Annotated in this window: 15 protein-coding genes and 1 pseudogene; 6 read left to right on the forward strand and 10 right to left on the reverse strand. The window is 41.3% G+C overall.

Annotated features, from left to right (window positions below):
* The first annotated feature begins 2 nt into the window (after positions 1-2).
* On the forward strand, positions 3-347 hold the full coding sequence (locus tag GFB47_RS05485) for a rhodanese-like domain-containing protein (protein ID WP_153447059.1): 345 nt from the start codon (positions 3-5) through the stop codon (positions 345-347).
* 141 nt (positions 348-488) lie between these two features.
* Here the strand turns inward: GFB47_RS05485 and GFB47_RS05490 are convergent, their stop codons facing one another.
* Positions 489-839, reverse strand: coding sequence for a DUF2750 domain-containing protein (locus GFB47_RS05490; RefSeq protein ID WP_153447060.1), 351 nt, complete (start codon positions 837-839; stop codon positions 489-491).
* Between the two features lie 103 nt (positions 840-942).
* Complete coding sequence (locus tag GFB47_RS05495) at positions 943-2130, reverse strand: class I SAM-dependent methyltransferase (RefSeq protein WP_153447061.1); 1188 nt, start codon at positions 2128-2130, stop codon at positions 943-945.
* Positions 2131-2292: 162 nt separating this feature from the next.
* On the opposite strand from GFB47_RS05495, the gene yccX reads away from it, so the two are divergent.
* Positions 2293-2565 carry an acylphosphatase gene (gene yccX, locus GFB47_RS05500; protein ID WP_153447062.1) on the forward strand — a complete coding sequence of 91 codons (273 nt, stop codon included), beginning with the start codon at positions 2293-2295 and terminating at the stop codon, positions 2563-2565.
* Between the two features lie 24 nt (positions 2566-2589).
* Here the strand turns inward: yccX and GFB47_RS05505 are convergent, their stop codons facing one another.
* The 3 genes from GFB47_RS05505 to GFB47_RS05515 form a co-directional block, all read right to left on the reverse strand.
* On the reverse strand, positions 2590-2919 hold the full coding sequence (locus tag GFB47_RS05505) for a TusE/DsrC/DsvC family sulfur relay protein (protein WP_153447063.1): 330 nt from the start codon (positions 2917-2919) through the stop codon (positions 2590-2592).
* Positions 2920-3357: 438 nt separating this feature from the next.
* Positions 3358-4020 (reverse strand): Bax inhibitor-1/YccA family protein, encoded by a 663-nt coding sequence (locus tag GFB47_RS05510; protein ID WP_153447064.1) that lies wholly within the window; start codon positions 4018-4020, stop codon positions 3358-3360.
* A 248-nt stretch (positions 4021-4268) separates the two neighbouring features.
* The gene (locus tag GFB47_RS05515) at positions 4269-5147 is read right to left on the reverse strand and encodes a hypothetical protein (protein WP_153447065.1); all 879 of its coding nucleotides are present in this window, start codon (positions 5145-5147) and stop codon (positions 4269-4271) included.
* 336 nt (positions 5148-5483) lie between these two features.
* Between GFB47_RS05515 and GFB47_RS05520 the strand changes: the two are divergent.
* Positions 5484-7235, forward strand: a pseudogene (locus tag GFB47_RS05520) (glycoside hydrolase family 19 protein).
* A gap of 140 nt (positions 7236-7375) precedes the next feature.
* Here the strand turns inward: GFB47_RS05520 and GFB47_RS05525 are convergent.
* The 4 genes from GFB47_RS05525 to GFB47_RS05540 all read right to left on the reverse strand — a co-directional run bounded on the left by GFB47_RS05525 (position 7376) and on the right by GFB47_RS05540 (position 11588).
* On the reverse strand, positions 7376-8125 hold the full coding sequence (locus tag GFB47_RS05525; RefSeq protein WP_153447066.1) for an amino acid ABC transporter ATP-binding protein: 750 nt from the start codon (positions 8123-8125) through the stop codon (positions 7376-7378).
* 19 nt (positions 8126-8144) lie between these two features.
* Positions 8145-9242 carry an amino acid ABC transporter permease gene (locus tag GFB47_RS05530; RefSeq protein WP_153447067.1) on the reverse strand — a complete coding sequence of 366 codons (1098 nt, stop codon included), beginning with the start codon at positions 9240-9242 and terminating at the stop codon, positions 8145-8147.
* A 13-nt stretch (positions 9243-9255) separates the two neighbouring features.
* Entirely contained in the window at positions 9256-10464 is a 1209-nt protein-coding gene (locus tag GFB47_RS05535; RefSeq protein ID WP_153447068.1) for an amino acid ABC transporter permease, read from the reverse strand.
* A 101-nt stretch (positions 10465-10565) separates the two neighbouring features.
* Positions 10566-11588 (reverse strand): amino acid ABC transporter substrate-binding protein, encoded by a 1023-nt coding sequence (locus GFB47_RS05540; RefSeq protein WP_153447069.1) that lies wholly within the window; start codon positions 11586-11588, stop codon positions 10566-10568.
* A 475-nt stretch (positions 11589-12063) separates the two neighbouring features.
* Here GFB47_RS05540 and GFB47_RS05545 point away from each other — a divergent pair, with 475 nt between their 5' ends.
* From GFB47_RS05545 to btuD, 3 genes are all read left to right on the forward strand, one after another.
* Entirely contained in the window at positions 12064-13008 is a 945-nt protein-coding gene (locus GFB47_RS05545; protein ID WP_153447070.1) for a precorrin-2 dehydrogenase/sirohydrochlorin ferrochelatase family protein, read from the forward strand.
* Between the two features lie 3 nt (positions 13009-13011).
* The gene (gene btuC / locus GFB47_RS05550) at positions 13012-14007 is read left to right on the forward strand and encodes a vitamin B12 ABC transporter permease BtuC (protein WP_153447071.1); all 996 of its coding nucleotides are present in this window, start codon (positions 13012-13014) and stop codon (positions 14005-14007) included.
* Between the two features lie 279 nt (positions 14008-14286).
* A complete protein-coding gene (gene btuD / locus GFB47_RS05555) occupies positions 14287-15036 on the forward strand; it encodes a vitamin B12 ABC transporter ATP-binding protein BtuD (RefSeq protein WP_153447072.1) in 750 nt (249 codons plus the stop codon).
* Positions 15037-15337: 301 nt separating this feature from the next.
* On the opposite strand, the gene GFB47_RS05560 is transcribed toward btuD, so the two are convergent.
* Positions 15338-15913, reverse strand: coding sequence for a nucleoside triphosphate pyrophosphohydrolase family protein (locus tag GFB47_RS05560; protein WP_153447073.1), 576 nt, complete (start codon positions 15911-15913; stop codon positions 15338-15340).
* Positions 15914-16167 lie beyond the last annotated feature (254 nt).

Consider the following 16167-nt stretch of genomic DNA (forward strand, 5'->3'; position numbering starts at 1 on the left):
TTATGAATATAAAAAACATGTTGAAAGGGAGTTTGGTTTCTCTCGTCTTGTTGTTTCCTCTCTTGGCACAAGCTGAGAGCGTCTGGATTGATGTGCGCTCGCCTGCTGAGTATAAGGTTGACCATATACAAGGTGATGTATTTATTCCTCACACCCAAATACTCGACAAGGTCAGTAAGTTATACCCAGACCCTGAAACAGAAATCCACTTGTATTGCCGCAGTGGGAATCGGGCTGGAATAGCCAAGTCTGTGCTAAATAAAGCTGGGTATAACAAGGTATTCAATGAAGGTAGTATTGAAGATGCTCGTAAAGCGAGAGGTCTGGAAACCAGTAAACCAGACTAGTGTTAAGCTGGGGAAACTTATTGGTTTCTCGATATAAAAAATAAACCCCGTACAGTGGCAAGCACAGTCACGGGGTTTATTGAATCAACCGCTGAGATAAAAAAACAGCAATATTACTTCATATTATTGAGCTATATGAGTTTATAGGTATTGCTTTGCCAATTCAGAAGGCTCAAGTTCTTTGCCTTCTAATTGAGCGTTCCAGTTGGTGCCAATCAAAACACCATCTTCTGCAAGGGTGATCAACCAGTCTTCAACAAAAATATCCAGTGGGATCTCTAGTACTTCAAAATCTGACCATTCTTCCACATTATGAGCTTGAGCATCTTCTTTAGTTGACCAAAATGGCATCACTTCGCTTTCTTCAAATTCGGTTGAATCACACGCTAGCCAACCATCTTCATTTCTTAGGCCCCAAACCAATTTAGTGTCTTGAGTCTCTTGTACAAATAAGGCTAGATTTGCTTCGATATCGTTCGTTAGTTTTGACATGGTTCACTCTCTAATGAATGTAGATATTGGTTTATAGCCACGTACTTATTTTCTTTCATTCTAAGCAAGTGGCAATTTGAATAAATAGGTTATCTGGTCGGGCTTAATTAACCTGACAAGCAAAACCTTTCAAGTAAAAACCTTCAGGATAGGCGCTATCGACCGGATGATCGGCCGCTTGGGCAAAACGTTCAATAAACTGAACTCGACGACCTGCATCAAGTGCGGCATCGGCGATGATTTTTTGGAATAAGTTGGTTTCCATTAAGCCTGAGCATGAATAGGTTAATAAAGTGCCACCAGGGTTTAAGATTTGCATCGCCAGCATATTGATGTCTTTGTAGCCGCGACATGCACCATTTAACTGAGCTTTTGATTCGGCAAATTTAGGCGGATCCATGATCACTACATCAAATTTTGTGCCGTTTTCGCGATATTCGCGTAATAACTTAAACACATCCGCATTTAAAAACTCAGCTTTAGAAACATCAAAACCATTGAGTTCGGCATTTGCTTTGGCGTTATCCAGTGCCGGTTGAGAAACATCGGCATTAACCACATGTGCCGCATTGCCTTTTAATGCGTATAAACCAAAACCGCCAGTGTATGAGAAACAGTTTAATACTGATTTACCTTCAACGTATTTCATCGCTTGTTGACGGCTGTCTCGTTGATCAAGATAGAAACCGGTTTTATGACCTTTGACAATATCAACTTGGATCTTCACGCCGTTTTCTTCAATCACCAGTGAACTTGGCGGCATCTCACCGTGGATAATACCTTGACGTTCTTTTAGACCTTCTTTCTTACGTACAGAAACATCAGAACGCTCATAAATACTGCAAGTTGGAAAGACTTGCTTAATAGCATCAATCAACAATTCACGTTTGGCTTCAGCGCCAGCGCTTAATAACTGACAAACTAAAAAGTCTTGGTAGCGGTCAATAGTAATACCAGGTAAGCCGTCAGATTCGCCGGCGATTAAACGGTAACCGGTTAAGCCACCACGAGCAATAATTGGCTCACGCATTGCTTGCGCATCTTGTAGACGTTTAACAAAAAACTCGGTATCAATGTCTTCTTTTTCAAAAGACCAAACTCGGGCGCGAATTTGAGATTGTGGAGAAAAGGCCGCCTTTGCTAACCATTGACCATTGTTCGAGAATACATCCACAGTATCGCCAAGTTCGGGCTTGCCTTCCACTTTTTGAATGCCACGTGAGAAGATCCAAGGATGGCGACGAAGAAGGGCTTTTTCGCGGCCTTTAACAAGGTAAATAGCTGGAGTCATAATGATTGAATTGCCTAAATAGAAAGGAAAGGGAGTATTTTCAGTTAATGTGCCAAGGAAAGCAAATTTAACCGTAATTATTGCTAATATTTTAATGATAAAGTGGTAACAATGACTTTAAAAAATAGCAATAGCAGCATAATTATAGTCAAAGGAGCATATATGGCATTTTGTAATCGATTATTTTTTGTATCGGGTTCAGTTCAAGGGGTCGGGTTTCGTTATCAAACCGCGCACCAAGGTTTATCGTTGGGATTAACAGGGTACGCCAAAAACTTAAACAATGGCGATGTAGAAGTCTTAGTATGCGGTGATGCCAATAAGGTAGATGAATTTGTTGCTTGGCTTAAAAAAGGGCCTCGCAGCGCGTTTGTCGCCAAGTTAGTTGAGCAGCCAACCGACAAGCAAGTCACCCGAGATTTTAGTATTCTCTAGTGGCTGAGGATCTAAGGAATGGCTTTATAAACATTTAGCCGGTTTAGGTAGGCCTGCGAGCTTAGTGGCTTGTTTCGCTGGGCCCTTTTTAAACAACTTAAATAAATATTTGCTGCTGCCTTTTTCTGGGCCGTGGGCTTTTGCCATTGCTTTTACCAGCATGCGTACCGCCGGAGAAGTATTAAATTCAAGATAGAAATCGCGCACAAACAAAATCACTTCCCAATGAGCTTCGCTGAGTTCGATATTTTCCGATTGAGCTAAAATTGGCACCAGTTCTGGCGTCCATTGTGTATGGTCAAGTAAATAGCCTTGCGCATCGGCGGCAATGTTTTGATTGTTAAGTTGATACATGAAGCACCTAGAAAATGTTGAGACGATAGACGTGATGCAGAATATCTGAATTTGTCGCTTGCGCCAAGCTATCGCCAGAAAAATACCTTAGGGGCTGTTGATCTTTCGTGGTTGTTTTTGCTGCGAATTGTTGGGTTTTTATACAAGGAAGAGGCTTTGTGGTGTAGCTGGCTACACGAAAAGCCGATGACGAAGTAGAAAAGACCAACAAACGCAGCCCGAAGGGTTCGGCTAAAAGCCTTTTACTCTTCGTTAGGTCTCATTTACTTAGAATACTAGGCTTCAATCGACTTGCCTAGATTAAAAGGCTTTTATCTCGAACAAAATTTAATCACGAAAGATCAACAGCCCCTAGCCATATAAAAATAAAAAGAAGCCCGCCAATATTATTGGCGGGCTTCTTGATACTGCTTGATTAACGTTATCAACGCGAACAGATTAATCTCGGCTAGTGACACCTAAGATGCTTAGTAAGCTAATGAAGATGTTATAAATTGAAACATACAATGTAATAGTGGCTGAAATGTAGTTAGTTTCACCACCACGGATAATATTTTGTGTGGTTAACAAAATTGCACCGGTTGAGAACAAAATAAACATACCACTTAATGCAAGGTGGAACATTGGGATATGGATGAAGAAACTGGCCACCATACCCACCACAATCACAATAAAGCCAGCCATCATTACGCCGTTTAATACCGAAAGATCGCGTTTAGTGGTTAATGCATAAGCCGATGCAGCAAGGAAAGCGAGAGCGGTTCCGCCTAAAGATGTGACGATGATATCGCCCATACCTTGTGCGACGTACATATTCAAAATTGGACCTAAGGTATAACCTAAGAAACCGGTAAATAAGAACGCAAAAACCAAACCTAGACTGGTTTCGCGATTCTTCTCGGTTAAGAACAGTAAACCATAGAAACCAACCAGCATGATAATAATACCCGGACGAGGTAAGTCTAACGCCATTGAAAAGCCAGCAACAACCGCTGACCAAAGTAATGTCATCGATAATAAGAAGTAAGTATTGCGTAATACTTTATTGCTTTGTAATACGCTTTCGTTAATCGCTGTGCGTGATGTTAGTGGACTGTTCATAGTTTTCCTTAGTAATAACACTTTTGTTAAGCTCAATTCGTTTAGTTATCTAACGATGCAGGGCTTATATCTTTGTTAGTCCATAGATGAGGTCGTTAGTTCACTTTTTCAAGCGTCAACCTTTGTTCTATTGCTATCGACTGAGTATAAACAGTTTACTAGTATTACAGCCAGAGGCTAAAGAATAACTTGTAACAGCTTATGTTTACTAAATTCAACTTCTTGGCCTATTAAAAACCTTGAAATTATTAATTTTGCAGAGTGACCCATTCTAAGCTGATACTGGTATCCATCGATTGCAAGAATGGCAACATATTCTCGAGGGCATCCAATTGTTTAGGGGAGTCACAATATTCACGTAGGACTCGATTTATTTGTTTTTCATCATCGTAGGCTGACGTAATTTCTTGAACTTGAGAGTAGGGAACTCGGGCAAATAAATGCGCGGATTCGATATCTGCGAGCCATTTTAAATTGGTCAGTTTATTTTCATGGTCGATATCAAAGGAAAGGTATTGTCTTTCTTCCCCCACTTCTCGTGAAACTGAGTAGCAAAGGTGGCTTTCTTTACGAAGTGATAATTCAGCACAAGCCGCGTTCAACCATGATTTAGCATTGAACCTTGCCGCCGCTTTAGCTTGAGTAAATAGGGGTAAACCAAATAGATCAATAGCATATCGACCTTTGGATTCATTTGGTAAAGCACTCAAAGCAGAAGCCCAAAAAAGCGCTTGGTAATGAGGGGTTCGGACATCCACATTAAGATATTCAAGCAACATAGATTCATCCATCGCCTCGGGAATGGATTGTAAAATAGCAATGAGATTATCGCTAAATGTAAAATCTTGCGACGAATAAAGAACGTCGTGGTTGGTTGTGTGTCGGGCTTCTTTGCTATTGACGATCGCAAAACAATGTTGATGGAGAGCTTTTGGCAGTAATAACGTAAGCTTATCGTCTAATCCTGCATAGAGTTCTTGAGGTTCGCTTGGTATTTCACAGGTCACTTTGAAAAAACCCGTCTCTTTATCGTAGCTCTTACTTGATAGCAAATACTGGATAAAAGCATCGTGCTTTATCGTGGCAACATTAAAGATTAACGTAATGCGTTTGGTGGTTAATTTCATTTTACTACGGACCTATCTTTATAAACGTTTAGTGATTTCATTTTAAATTTTCTAAATAAAACAAACTACTAGGCAAGGTGCTTAAGCTCAATTTTTGAGACAGATATTGTATTGTTGCATTGGTCAGTTACATTTTGTTTTATTTTATCTCGGTTAATAAGACGTTAATAATTGTCAATATTTATCAGATTGCACATTTAATTCTCGATGCAGACTAACCATTCATTGATGATCTGAGGTTGCTCGCAAATAACATGTAAACAACAACTTAACACTATTAGCCGCGAATAATTGCCACTACTCTAGAGATGAATAGATAACATAAGGAATGAATCTATGCTTTCTCTATCTAGACCACATCACAAAAAAATCAAACCCACTTATTTGGCTTTATTAGATGGTTCACTTTTTTCTACTTCTTCTTTAGCCGATATGAATATTCAGCCAGATCCGGAGAACACGGCTGGTTATGTCGTTGCACGAGCGGATATTGATGCTGCTGAACAGGCAAAAACATCCGATCCTATGTATGACACTTGGGCTAAAGCATTACAAACCCGATCCAATAGCATCGTCGAGGCGATTGAACCAGGACTGGCGAGTAATCCTGATAACGTTAAGCGTGTTGAGCGAGTATTCCCGCAATCGGATTGGGATTACTTAACGCAAATGGCCGCACCAGAATATACTTACACTCGTTTTCTGCGTGCGATTGGTAAATTTCCCGCTTTTTGTGGAGAGTAGACCGACGGTCGAGATTCCGATGCTATTTGTAAAAAATCGATTGTAACGGCGTTTGCGCATTTCTCACAAGAAACCGGCGGTCATATCTCAACCGAAAACACATCGGATAACCCGTTAGCATTAGAAGAATGGCAACAAGCGCTAGTGCATGTACGTGAAATGGGGTGGTCAGAAGGTCAAACTGGCTACACTACAGGTTGTGGTCAAGATGATTGGCAAAATAAACGTTGGCCGTGTTCGGCTGGACAAGGTTACTTTGGACGTGGCGCTAAACAACTGTCTTACCATTTTAACTATGGTGCGTTTTCAGAAGTGATGTATGACGGTGATGCAACAGTCTTGTTGAACAACCCAGGTTTGGTTGCCGATACATGGCTTAACTTAGCGTCGGCTATTTGGTTCTTCTTAACCCCACAAGCCCCAAAACCTGCCATGCTACACGTGATAGATCGCACTTGGGTACCTTCGCAACGAGAACTTGATGCCGGTATTGGCTATGGTTTTAGTACCACGATTAATATTATTAATGGTGGCATTGAATGTGGCGAGCAAAATAAAGATAAAGGACAACCCGTTAACCGTATCCGTTATTGGGAAGGTTTAGCTGAACATTTTCAAATCCCTATTGAAGCTGACGAAACCAATACTTGCTATCAGCAAACCCCTTATGGCAGCTTGAATCTAAATGGTGCCACAGATGTGTTGTACACCAACTGGGATGGTAACTGGAAGTATTATGCAGATCGCCCTGGTGGCTACTCGTTTGAATGTGAATTAGTAGGCTTCCAAACCGCATATTCAGCCTTAGTCGAGGGGGATTATGAAAAATGTGTGACCAACTTTTATAGTTCTCATGCCGGTTGGCCGGACGTTCGAGTGGTCGATGAATTAACCCCTGTCGATCCCGATCCAATTAATCCACCTGTTGATGGCGTCGATGCTTGGGAAAGCGGCAAAGTGTATACTGGTGGAATGGAAGTGAGTTATGACGGCAGCGTGTATAAAGCCAAATGGTGGACACAAGGGGATAAACCCAATGCTGGTGGTCCTTGGGAATTAGTTTCGGATGCCGTTGATCCTACGCCTGCGCCAAATCCAGAACCAACGCCCGATCCTGAACCGACACCAGACCCAACCCCAGTACCAGATCCAACACCGGATCCAACGCCTGAACCCGAACCAAATCCTGCACAGTTTACGCCGTGGGTTGCCGGTTCAACTCAAGTCGGTGAGGGCGATAAAGTCTCCCATAATGGCAAACGCTTTGTGGCTAAAAACTCACCCGGCGTATGGGAAACACCAACACAATCCAATTGGTTTTGGGATGAAATCACTTGCCAATAATGGCTCAGTGAAGGCATAAATTACCAATATCAAACCATAAAAAAGCCTTAGCGTTTAATTTCGCTAAGGCTTTTATTCTGTTTATATACATCGAGTTTGTTTATGGGTATGACTAACAATTGAGAGCAAATGATTAATCGTTAATGATGCAAAATCTGACTCAAGAAATTAATGGTGCGATCAGATTGAGGGTTTTCAAAGAAATCTTTTGGATTGTTTTCTTCAATGATTTCGCCTGCATCCATAAAGATCACGCGGTCAGCGACTTCTTTGGCAAAGCCCATCTCATGCGTAACACATAGCATCGTCATACCTTCACTTGCCAATTCGACCATAACATCGAGTACTTCTCGCACCATTTCTGGATCGAGCGCCGAGGTGGGCTCATCAAACAGCATCACTTGTGGGTTCATACATAGTGAGCGAGCAATGGCAACACGCTGCTGTTGCCCACCAGATAATTGGCCAGGGTATTTGTCGGCTTGATCTGGTATTTTAACCCGCTCTAAAAACTTCATCGCAATTTTTTCTGCCTCATGTTTCGGCATTTTTTTGACCCAAATTGGCGCTAACGTACAGTTTTCTAAAACTGTTAGGTGAGGGAAGAGGTTAAAGTGCTGAAAACACATGCCGACTTCTTTACGCACGGTTTCTATGGTCTTTAAATCTTCCGTCAATTCAGTTCCCGATACTCGAATACTGCCTTTTTGATGTTCTTCCAAATGGTTAATGCAACGTATCATGGTGGACTTTCCAGAGCCAGAAGGGCCACAGATTACAATTTTCTCACCTTTTTTAACGTTAAGGTTAATGTTTTTTAATACGTGAAACTCACCGTACCATTTGTTCATATCTTTTATTTCGATCATGTGATCTTGTGTGTTAGTCATAATGCTTCCTTGATTACACTTAACGTTTATGCCCAGTATGAAGTTTGTTTTCTATGTAAATCGAGTAACGCGAAATACCAAAACAAAATACCCAGAAAACTAATGCGACAAAGACATAACTCTCAGTAGAGTAGCCTAACCAGTTTGGATCCGTATTCGCCGATTGGCCAATACCAAGCACATCGTACATACCAATGATTAAGACTAAACTGGTGTCTTTAAACAACGATAAAAAGTTATTAACGATTGATGGAATGGTAATTTTTAAAGCTTGAGGTAATACGATTAAGCGCATTTTCTTCCAATAACCTAAGCCTAAAGAATCCGCCGCTTCATATTGACCTTTTGGTATCGCCTGTAAACCACCACGCACTACTTCTGCCATATAAGCGGAGTAAAACATGGTGACACCGATCAAAGCACGAACCAGTTTGTCGGTTTGAATACCACTCGCAAAAAACAGTGGCAGCATGACCGAGGCCATAAACAGGACAGTGATTAATGGTACGCCACGCCATATTTCAATATAAATAACACTGAGTTTATTAATGATTGGCATTTTTGAACGGCGTCCAAGCGCTAAAACCACACCAATAGGTAGCGATAATACAATACCGATGATAGCCAGTATCAAGGTGACTAATAAGCCGCCCCATTGGTGAGTATCCACCACTGGCAAGCCAAACATCGAACCTTCCAGTAGACCAGCCATTAGAATAGGGTAAGCACTACCAAAGAAGATAAAAATCCAAGCGCGTTTTGGCGTTTTTTCATACGCCATTAATGCCACTAATACCGCTAAAGTTGCATAAAATAACCGAGGTCGCCATAACTCTGCATTTGGGTAGAATCCATACATGAACTGTTCCCAGCGCACGCTAATAAAGACCCAACAAGCACCTGTACTGGTACAATCATCGCGCGTACTGCCAAACCAGTCGGCATTAAACACAGACCATGCCAACACATCCCAAATAATGTAAGCCGAAAAAACAGCTAATAAAAGGGTAGTGATGCTGTTGGCAACATTACTAAATAGATTCTTTCGCATCCATCCGACGACGCCTACAGTATTAGGCGGAGGCGGAAGATTTGGTTGAAATTGATGTGTTTTCATCTGGTACTCCTCCTTATCGTTCGACTAATGCGACTTTATTGTTATACATATTCATAAGCCAAGAAGTCAGTAGGCTTAAACCTAAATATACCCCCATGGTCATAAAGATAATTTCAATCGCTTGCCCAGTTTGATTTAAGGTTGTTCCTGCGAACACAGAAACTAAATCAGGATAACCAATCGCCATTGCGAGCGATGAGTTTTTGGTTAGATTCAAATACTCACTGGTTAACGGTGGAATAATGATGCGCATGGCTTGTGGGATAACCACCAGTTTCAAGGTCTTGGTATGAGAAATACCGAGCGCCATCGAAGCTTCGGTTTGACCATGATCGACCGCTTCAATGCCGGAACGAACAATTTCGGCAATAAATGCGGCGGTAAAAATACCCAAGGCAATTAATAAAGCAAATAACTCCGGCAGAATAGTAATACCACCTTGGAAGTTAAAACCTCTTAACGCAGGATAATCTGCAGAAATTGGCATACCTGCCATAAAATAAGCAATCAGCGGTAACCCAACGCATAAGCCTAAACTGATACGACCTACAGGGGTTTGTTCGCCGGTGAGTTTTTGTTTGTTCTTAGCCCAGTAATAAACGCCGACGCTCAATGCTACTGCGATAATTATTGCGATTGCGATAAACATACTGCCATTTTCAAATACCGGTTTAGGAAAATATAAACCGCGAATATTTAAAAATACCGCTTCACCTAAACTTAAACTTTGGCGAGCAGAGGGCAGGGCTTGCAGAACCGCAAAGTACCAAAAAAGAATTTGTAGCAGCGGAGGAACATTTCGCACGATTTCAATAAAGACCGCAGCAAGTTTGTTCACAATCCAGTTGGATGATAAGCGAGCAATACCAACGATAAACCCTACGATAGTGGCGAGGATTATCCCAAGAACAGAGACAAGGGCGGTATTGAGTAGACCAACAAAGAAAGTACGGCCAAAGGTATAAGTTTCATCATAATCAATCAGGGTTAAGCCAATACTAAACCCTGCTTCACGATCGAGAAAACCAAAGCCGGTGGAGATACCACGATCATTAAGGTTGGTAACGGTATTGTTGATAATGATGTAGAGGAAGTAACCTACTACAGCGACGGTTAACACTTGGAAAACAACCGACCGAAATGTAGGGTTGTAAATTAAACTTGAAAGCGAGTTACCCGTATTGGACGGATTGACGGCTTCATTTGATTTAGTGGGTTTCATACTGCAGTAACCTCAAAATCTGATTATAAAAAGGGCGGCCGAAACCGCCCCTTAGCTTTATATTTTTATCAAAGCTTCAATTTTTCGAGAACTAATGAAAACTATCGAATCGGCGGTGCGTATTGGAAACCACCCGCGTTCCATAACTTGTTCACGCCACGATCAACCTTTAGAGGAGAACCTTGACCAACCGTACGCTCAAACATTTCGCCATAGTTGCCGACTTGTTTCACGATTTGATAAGCCCAATCATCTTTAAGTCCTAAACCTTCGCCTTTAGGCCCATCAAGCCCTAAAATACGTTTTACATTTGGATCGTTTGATTTTTTCATTTTATCAACGTTTGCCTGAGTAATGCCGTATTCTTCGGCGTTAATCATGGCAAATAGAGTCCACTTGGTGACGTTAAACCATTGGTCATCACCTTGACGAACAACAGGGCCGAGCGGTTCTTTAGAAATGATTTCAGGCAAAACCATTGCAGAGCTAGGATTTTTCAGGTTTAAACGCAGTCCGTAAAGTTGCGATTGGTCGGAGGTTAGAACGTCACAACGGCCTGAATCAAAGCCTTTAGCGGTTTGGTCCATAGTATCGAATACCACCGGTTTAAAGGACATGCCTTCCACACGGAAGTAATCGGCAAGGTTTAGCTCGGTAGTGGTACCGGCTTGTACACAAATAGAGGCACCATCAAGCTCTTTCGCGCTTTTCACGCCGAGATCTTTTTTCACCATAAAGCCTTGGCCATCATAGTAAGTGGTACCAACGAAGTTCAAACCAAGCGAACCATCACGTTGTAGCGTCCAAGTGGTGTTACGAGATAGGACATCGACTTCACCCGATTGTAGGGCAGTGAAGCGCTCTTTAGCGTTTAAAGGAATAAATTTAATTTTGGTTTTATCGCCAAGAACAGCCGCTGCTACGGCTTGACAGTATTCAACATCAAGACCTTCCCATTGGCCTTTTTCATTTGGGTTAGAAAAGCCAGCCAAACCGGTACTTACACCACATTTTAACTCGCCAGCTTTTTGTACATCTTGTAGCGTACCGGCTGAAGCAGTGTTTGCCATCATCGCCGCAGAAACGGCTACAACAGATGCTAATAGTTTGATTTTATTCGCCATATGTATTCTTCCTGTATACGTCCATAATAATCAGCTTCTACTGATTGAGGGTTTCTGTGAATAAGTCATTTAAGTGAAACTTCATGTCTACTTAAAATTTGATGTACTTTGACTATAAAATAGAGTCAAAACACATTCCTAACCATTTAAGCGTAGGAAAGAATGAGGATTACACAAATAGATAATGTAATATGTGTTTGAGTAACATCACAAATTCTTCAATTCTTTTAGAATGACCAAATGTAAAATAAATGTAAATAGTGCAATTTTGCGACATTGGTGAACATTGGAGTATAAATTCTGGATAAAGTCGAATTGATAAAATTATTAATTGCAGGAGTGGGAAAATTTAGAGTTTTTTATCCTGATATTGACTAATTTCAAAGTAAAATTGTTTGTGATATTGATCAAGTAACACTGCTTGCACAATTTTGGTAACATCTGATTAAGCCATTTATCGCACTTAAGGATCCTGATGCGCTATTTTCCAATTTTTATCGATCTCAATAACAAACCTGTTCTCGTTGTCGGAGGCGGGGATGTGGCCTGCCGCAAAGTGGATATGCTGCTAAGAGCGGGCGCTAAAGTCACGGTGATCTCGCCTCAAGTTCATAAGCATCTATTGCAATTGGCACAACAAGAATCATTATTATGGGTTCAGTCCTTTTATAAGACAGAGATGTTGGTGGATTATGTTCAAGTATGGGCAACCACAGATAACCCTGAGCTCAATCACAAAGTCCACCAAGATGCCAAAGCACAAAATATCTTGGTCAATGTGGTGGATGACACCCCATATTGCGACTTTATTACCCCTTCAATGATCAACCGAGGGCGTATTCAGGTAGCCATTTCAAGTGGTGGGGCATCGCCTGTTCTCATTCGCTACTTACGTGAAAAGCTGGAATCCATCTTGCCTCATAACCTTGCTATTGTGGCCGACTTCGCGGCCTCTAAACGTAATAGCATCAAGCAAGCATTAAATTCTGTCGATGAAAGACGAAAATTTTGGGAGCAATTTTTTAGCTCGCCACTTATTGATAAAGCCAGCGAAAGACATGAACTAGAGGAACTGTATCAAGGATTACTGACAACAAAAGATGAGATTGCAGTTACGGGGTCACAAGTGTGGTTTGAGTATTCCAATGATGTTGAACTGCTGTCAATTAAAGCCTTACGCCTGATGCAACAATCTGAATTGGTTCTTTATCCTCAAGATTGTCCATTTGGTTTTATTGATTTATGCCGACGAGATGCCGACCGAGAACAATATGATAATAACGCCCAATTAGCTGCGCAGTTGCAACAAGCCAAAATAGATCAGCGTCGGATCTGTGTTTTTATCCCCAAGAATTGCCTCGATAATGAATTAAAACTCATGAAAGGCAACAATGACTTACTTAAAATTGCCGATCAATAATTTATGCAATATCACCAATTAATCAATTATAAACAAGCTCGTTGGCGTAAACCTTTTATAGCGATGGGTCTATTGATGTGCATCATCAGTGTGATTTACCTTATGGTGGGCGAAGTTTCTTTGCCTCTGCAATTTCCTTGGTCTGAATTTCAACAACAGATATTTATCAATTTGCGTCTGCCGCGCTTGCTGGCGGTGATGGTAATTGGCGCGGCATTAGCCGTTTCAGGTGCCAGCTTACAGGTGCTTTTAGGTAATCCATTGGCAGAGCCCGGTATTATTGGTATATCGGGCGGTTCTAGCTTAGGCATGGTGATACTGCTTTTTTGTTTCCCACTGTTGGCTAGTGTGTTAGGTACCATGCTGGCAGCAATAGGCGGAGCACTGGTATTTACCGTCATTATTGTTGGACTGGCCAAAAGCATGAACCTCACGACTGCGAGACTATTATTGGTCGGAGTGGCATTAGGGATTTTATCCAGTTCAGCGGTGACATGGGCGTTTTACTTTAGTGATAACTTTAATCTACGCATCTTAATGTATTGGTTAATGGGCAGTGTGGGAGGCATCACTTGGCAGCAACTGAGCGTCACGATTTTGATGTTGCCTTGCATTGCTTGGTTATGCACTAAAGGGCGTGAACTCGACTTGTTAATGGTCGGAGAAAAACATGCTCAACAATTGGGATTAGATGTTGCTGCGTTACGTTGGAAATTGATTGTGGTGGTGGCGATTTTAGTTGGATGTTCAGTCGCCATTGGTGGGGTGATAAGCTTTATTGGCTTAGTGATCCCCCATTTAATTCGCTTAACGTTAGGCAGTGAAAATCGTTATCTGTTACCGATGTCGGCTTTGTGTGGGGCAACATTATTGGTATTAGCTGATCTGTTTGCTCGAATATCGCTTAATGCAGCTGAATTGCCTTTAGGGGTTGTGACCACCAGTATTGGCGCGCCTATTTTTATATGGTTGCTATTGCGTCATTACGATAAATATTAGGGGCTGTTGAACTTTCGTGGTTGTTTTTGCTGCGAATTGTTGGGTATTTATACAATGAAGAGGCTTTGTGGTGTAGCTGGCTACACGAAAAGCCGATGACGAAGTAGAAAAGACCAACAAACGCAGCCCGAAGGGTTCGGCTAAAAGCCTTTTACTCTTCGTTAAGTCACATTTACTTAGAATATAGGCTTCAATCGACTTGCCTCGATTAAAAGGCTTTTATCTCGAACAAAATTTAATCACGAAAGATCAACAGCCCCTAGGACTAACCTACGCATTATGATTGAAATTGATAACGTCTCCGTTGCTCCAAGGTTAATGCCAATGTCACTGACTATCGACGCGGGCGAAATTGTGCATGTTATTGGCCCTAATGGCAGTGGCAAAAGTACTTTACTTGAGTCGGTGTCAGGCTTATTAGCTTGTGAAGGGCATATAAAGATCGCGGGGCAAGACATTAAGCAACAAAGCTTAACTGCCTTGGCCACTCAAAGAGCGTATTTAGCCCAACAATTTCAATCTGCTTTCAGTATGTCGGTGGTGCATTATCTTTCGTTGTCTATCCCAACAAACGCCAAGTGTGCATTGGTTGAGTCTGCGATGTCAGAGATCACACAAATCTTGGATATAGCCGATAAATTAGAACGACAAACCCAACAGCTGTCGGGCGGCGAATGGCAACGAGTGCGTTTAGCGGGAATGTGTTTGCAGGTATGGCCATCGTTAAATCCACTGGCAAAGTTGTTGATCTTAGATGAACCGGCAGCGCCGTTAGATGTAGGGCAACAAGGTTTGTTGTATAGATTGATCGATGTGATGGCCCAGAAAGGCTTAGCGGTATTGATGGCGAACCATGATCTAAATCGAACACTACGACACTCGCATAGTGTGGTTATCTTAAAAAAAGGGGTCATTCAGGCGCAGGGAAAAACTGAAAAAATGATGACATCAGAACTGTTAACAACAGTATTTACGACCCAAGTTAAAAAGATAGTGATTGAAGACAACGCCTACTTGTTGATTGATTAAAGTCATGTACTAAAAAGTAGCAAATGCCCCATAAATGATGCAATCAAGTTGTAAGTTCATCGTGCAGTTAATGATAATGAATCATGGACGCTAATGATTAAATTTTATTTATACTTATTTTCAATGCTTTAAGTGTTTTTGGGTTGTGCGTGGAAAAGTTGGCACAGTAATTGCATTAATTAAAGTGATGCATTCTCGTCCTATTCGTTGTTATTACAATCACAACAGCTATGCCTGTCTTACTTAAGACAGGCTTTTTTTTATCTGTTTATTTTAAAAAAGGTAGATTGAGACTTAAGAATTACTGAGTTAAAGACTCTAGATCCGCGGGGCGATAATAAACCGATTTCAATACTTTACCTTTACGTACTGTTTTGCCCTGCATCTCGATATCCTTGGCGCACTTTGCAATAATATAGTCACCTTTTTTAACCGCTTCTAACTCGACATTTTGTTTAGCATAAAAGGCTTGGGTTTCAATAAATTCTTGTTCACTACGACACACTTTACTCATGTTGCTTGAATGTACTTCATCCCAACACGGTAAAAATTCAACCCCACGATTTTTAGCCACATGCAGCAATAATTCAATGATGTAACTGATCCCAATGTTGGCTTTCACGCTATCATCCCCGCGATGAACTAAACGTCCCATTAAGACATAAACGGTATCGATAATGGCGTCTGCTTGTTCTGTTTTACAATCGGCTTCTGCTAACTCGGTCAGCTCCTCAATCGCAAGCGAGGTGTGAAGGGTGTCCGCTTTGTCATCTAAGCTCGATAAGTCTGCTATAGGTAAGTCAAAGGTAAAGCGAAATTCAGAAATGTCTTGATATAAGTGAGCAAATAGCTCTAAAGTAAGCAGGGTAAATTGCATTGGGTTAGATCCTAAAGAATATAATTTTTCTGATGATAACAAATTTTATTCTATGGTGGTTTTTTTGATAAGGTTTGAATTTAATTGAGCATGTTTAAAACACCACTCAGACGTGAGGTGATTGTTCCTGTCAAATAACACAAGAAAATTAAAGACAACAAACTGACTGGCAAAGAGAACGGTTCGGTAACTTCGCTTTCTCATTGAGCTTATCTCACATTCTGCTTGTGGATATATCGATTAAATCCACAGTG

The organism is Vibrio algicola, assembly GCF_009601765.2.
Lineage (GTDB): Bacteria > Pseudomonadota > Gammaproteobacteria > Enterobacterales > Vibrionaceae > Vibrio > Vibrio algicola.

Bases quoted from the DNA above. Each gene is read 5' to 3' on its own strand.
- btuC (WP_153447071.1), top strand. From the start codon at position 13,012: ATGCAATATCACCAATTAATCAATTATAAACAAGCTCGTTGGCGTAAA.
- btuD (WP_153447072.1), top strand. From the start codon at position 14,287: ATGATTGAAATTGATAACGTCTCCGTTGCTCCAAGGTTAATGCCAATG.
- GFB47_RS05535 (WP_153447068.1), bottom strand. From the start codon at position 10,464: ATGAAACCCACTAAATCAAATGAAGCCGTCAATCCGTCCAATACGGGT.
- yccX (WP_153447062.1), top strand. From the start codon at position 2,293: ATGGCATTTTGTAATCGATTATTTTTTGTATCGGGTTCAGTTCAAGGG.
- GFB47_RS05545 (WP_153447070.1), top strand. From the start codon at position 12,064: ATGCGCTATTTTCCAATTTTTATCGATCTCAATAACAAACCTGTTCTC.
- GFB47_RS05540 (WP_153447069.1), bottom strand. From the start codon at position 11,588: ATGGCGAATAAAATCAAACTATTAGCATCTGTTGTAGCCGTTTCTGCG.
- GFB47_RS05510 (WP_153447064.1), bottom strand. From the start codon at position 4,020: ATGAACAGTCCACTAACATCACGCACAGCGATTAACGAAAGCGTATTA.
- GFB47_RS05495 (WP_153447061.1), bottom strand. From the start codon at position 2,130: ATGACTCCAGCTATTTACCTTGTTAAAGGCCGCGAAAAAGCCCTTCTT.
- GFB47_RS05490 (WP_153447060.1), bottom strand. From the start codon at position 839: ATGTCAAAACTAACGAACGATATCGAAGCAAATCTAGCCTTATTTGTA.
- GFB47_RS05485 (WP_153447059.1), top strand. From the start codon at position 3: ATGAATATAAAAAACATGTTGAAAGGGAGTTTGGTTTCTCTCGTCTTG.
- GFB47_RS05525 (WP_153447066.1), bottom strand. From the start codon at position 8,125: ATGACTAACACACAAGATCACATGATCGAAATAAAAGATATGAACAAA.
- GFB47_RS05560 (WP_153447073.1), bottom strand. From the start codon at position 15,913: ATGCAATTTACCCTGCTTACTTTAGAGCTATTTGCTCACTTATATCAA.
- GFB47_RS05515 (WP_153447065.1), bottom strand. From the start codon at position 5,147: ATGAAATTAACCACCAAACGCATTACGTTAATCTTTAATGTTGCCACG.
- GFB47_RS05530 (WP_153447067.1), bottom strand. From the start codon at position 9,242: ATGAAAACACATCAATTTCAACCAAATCTTCCGCCTCCGCCTAATACT.
- GFB47_RS05505 (WP_153447063.1), bottom strand. From the start codon at position 2,919: ATGTATCAACTTAACAATCAAAACATTGCCGCCGATGCGCAAGGCTAT.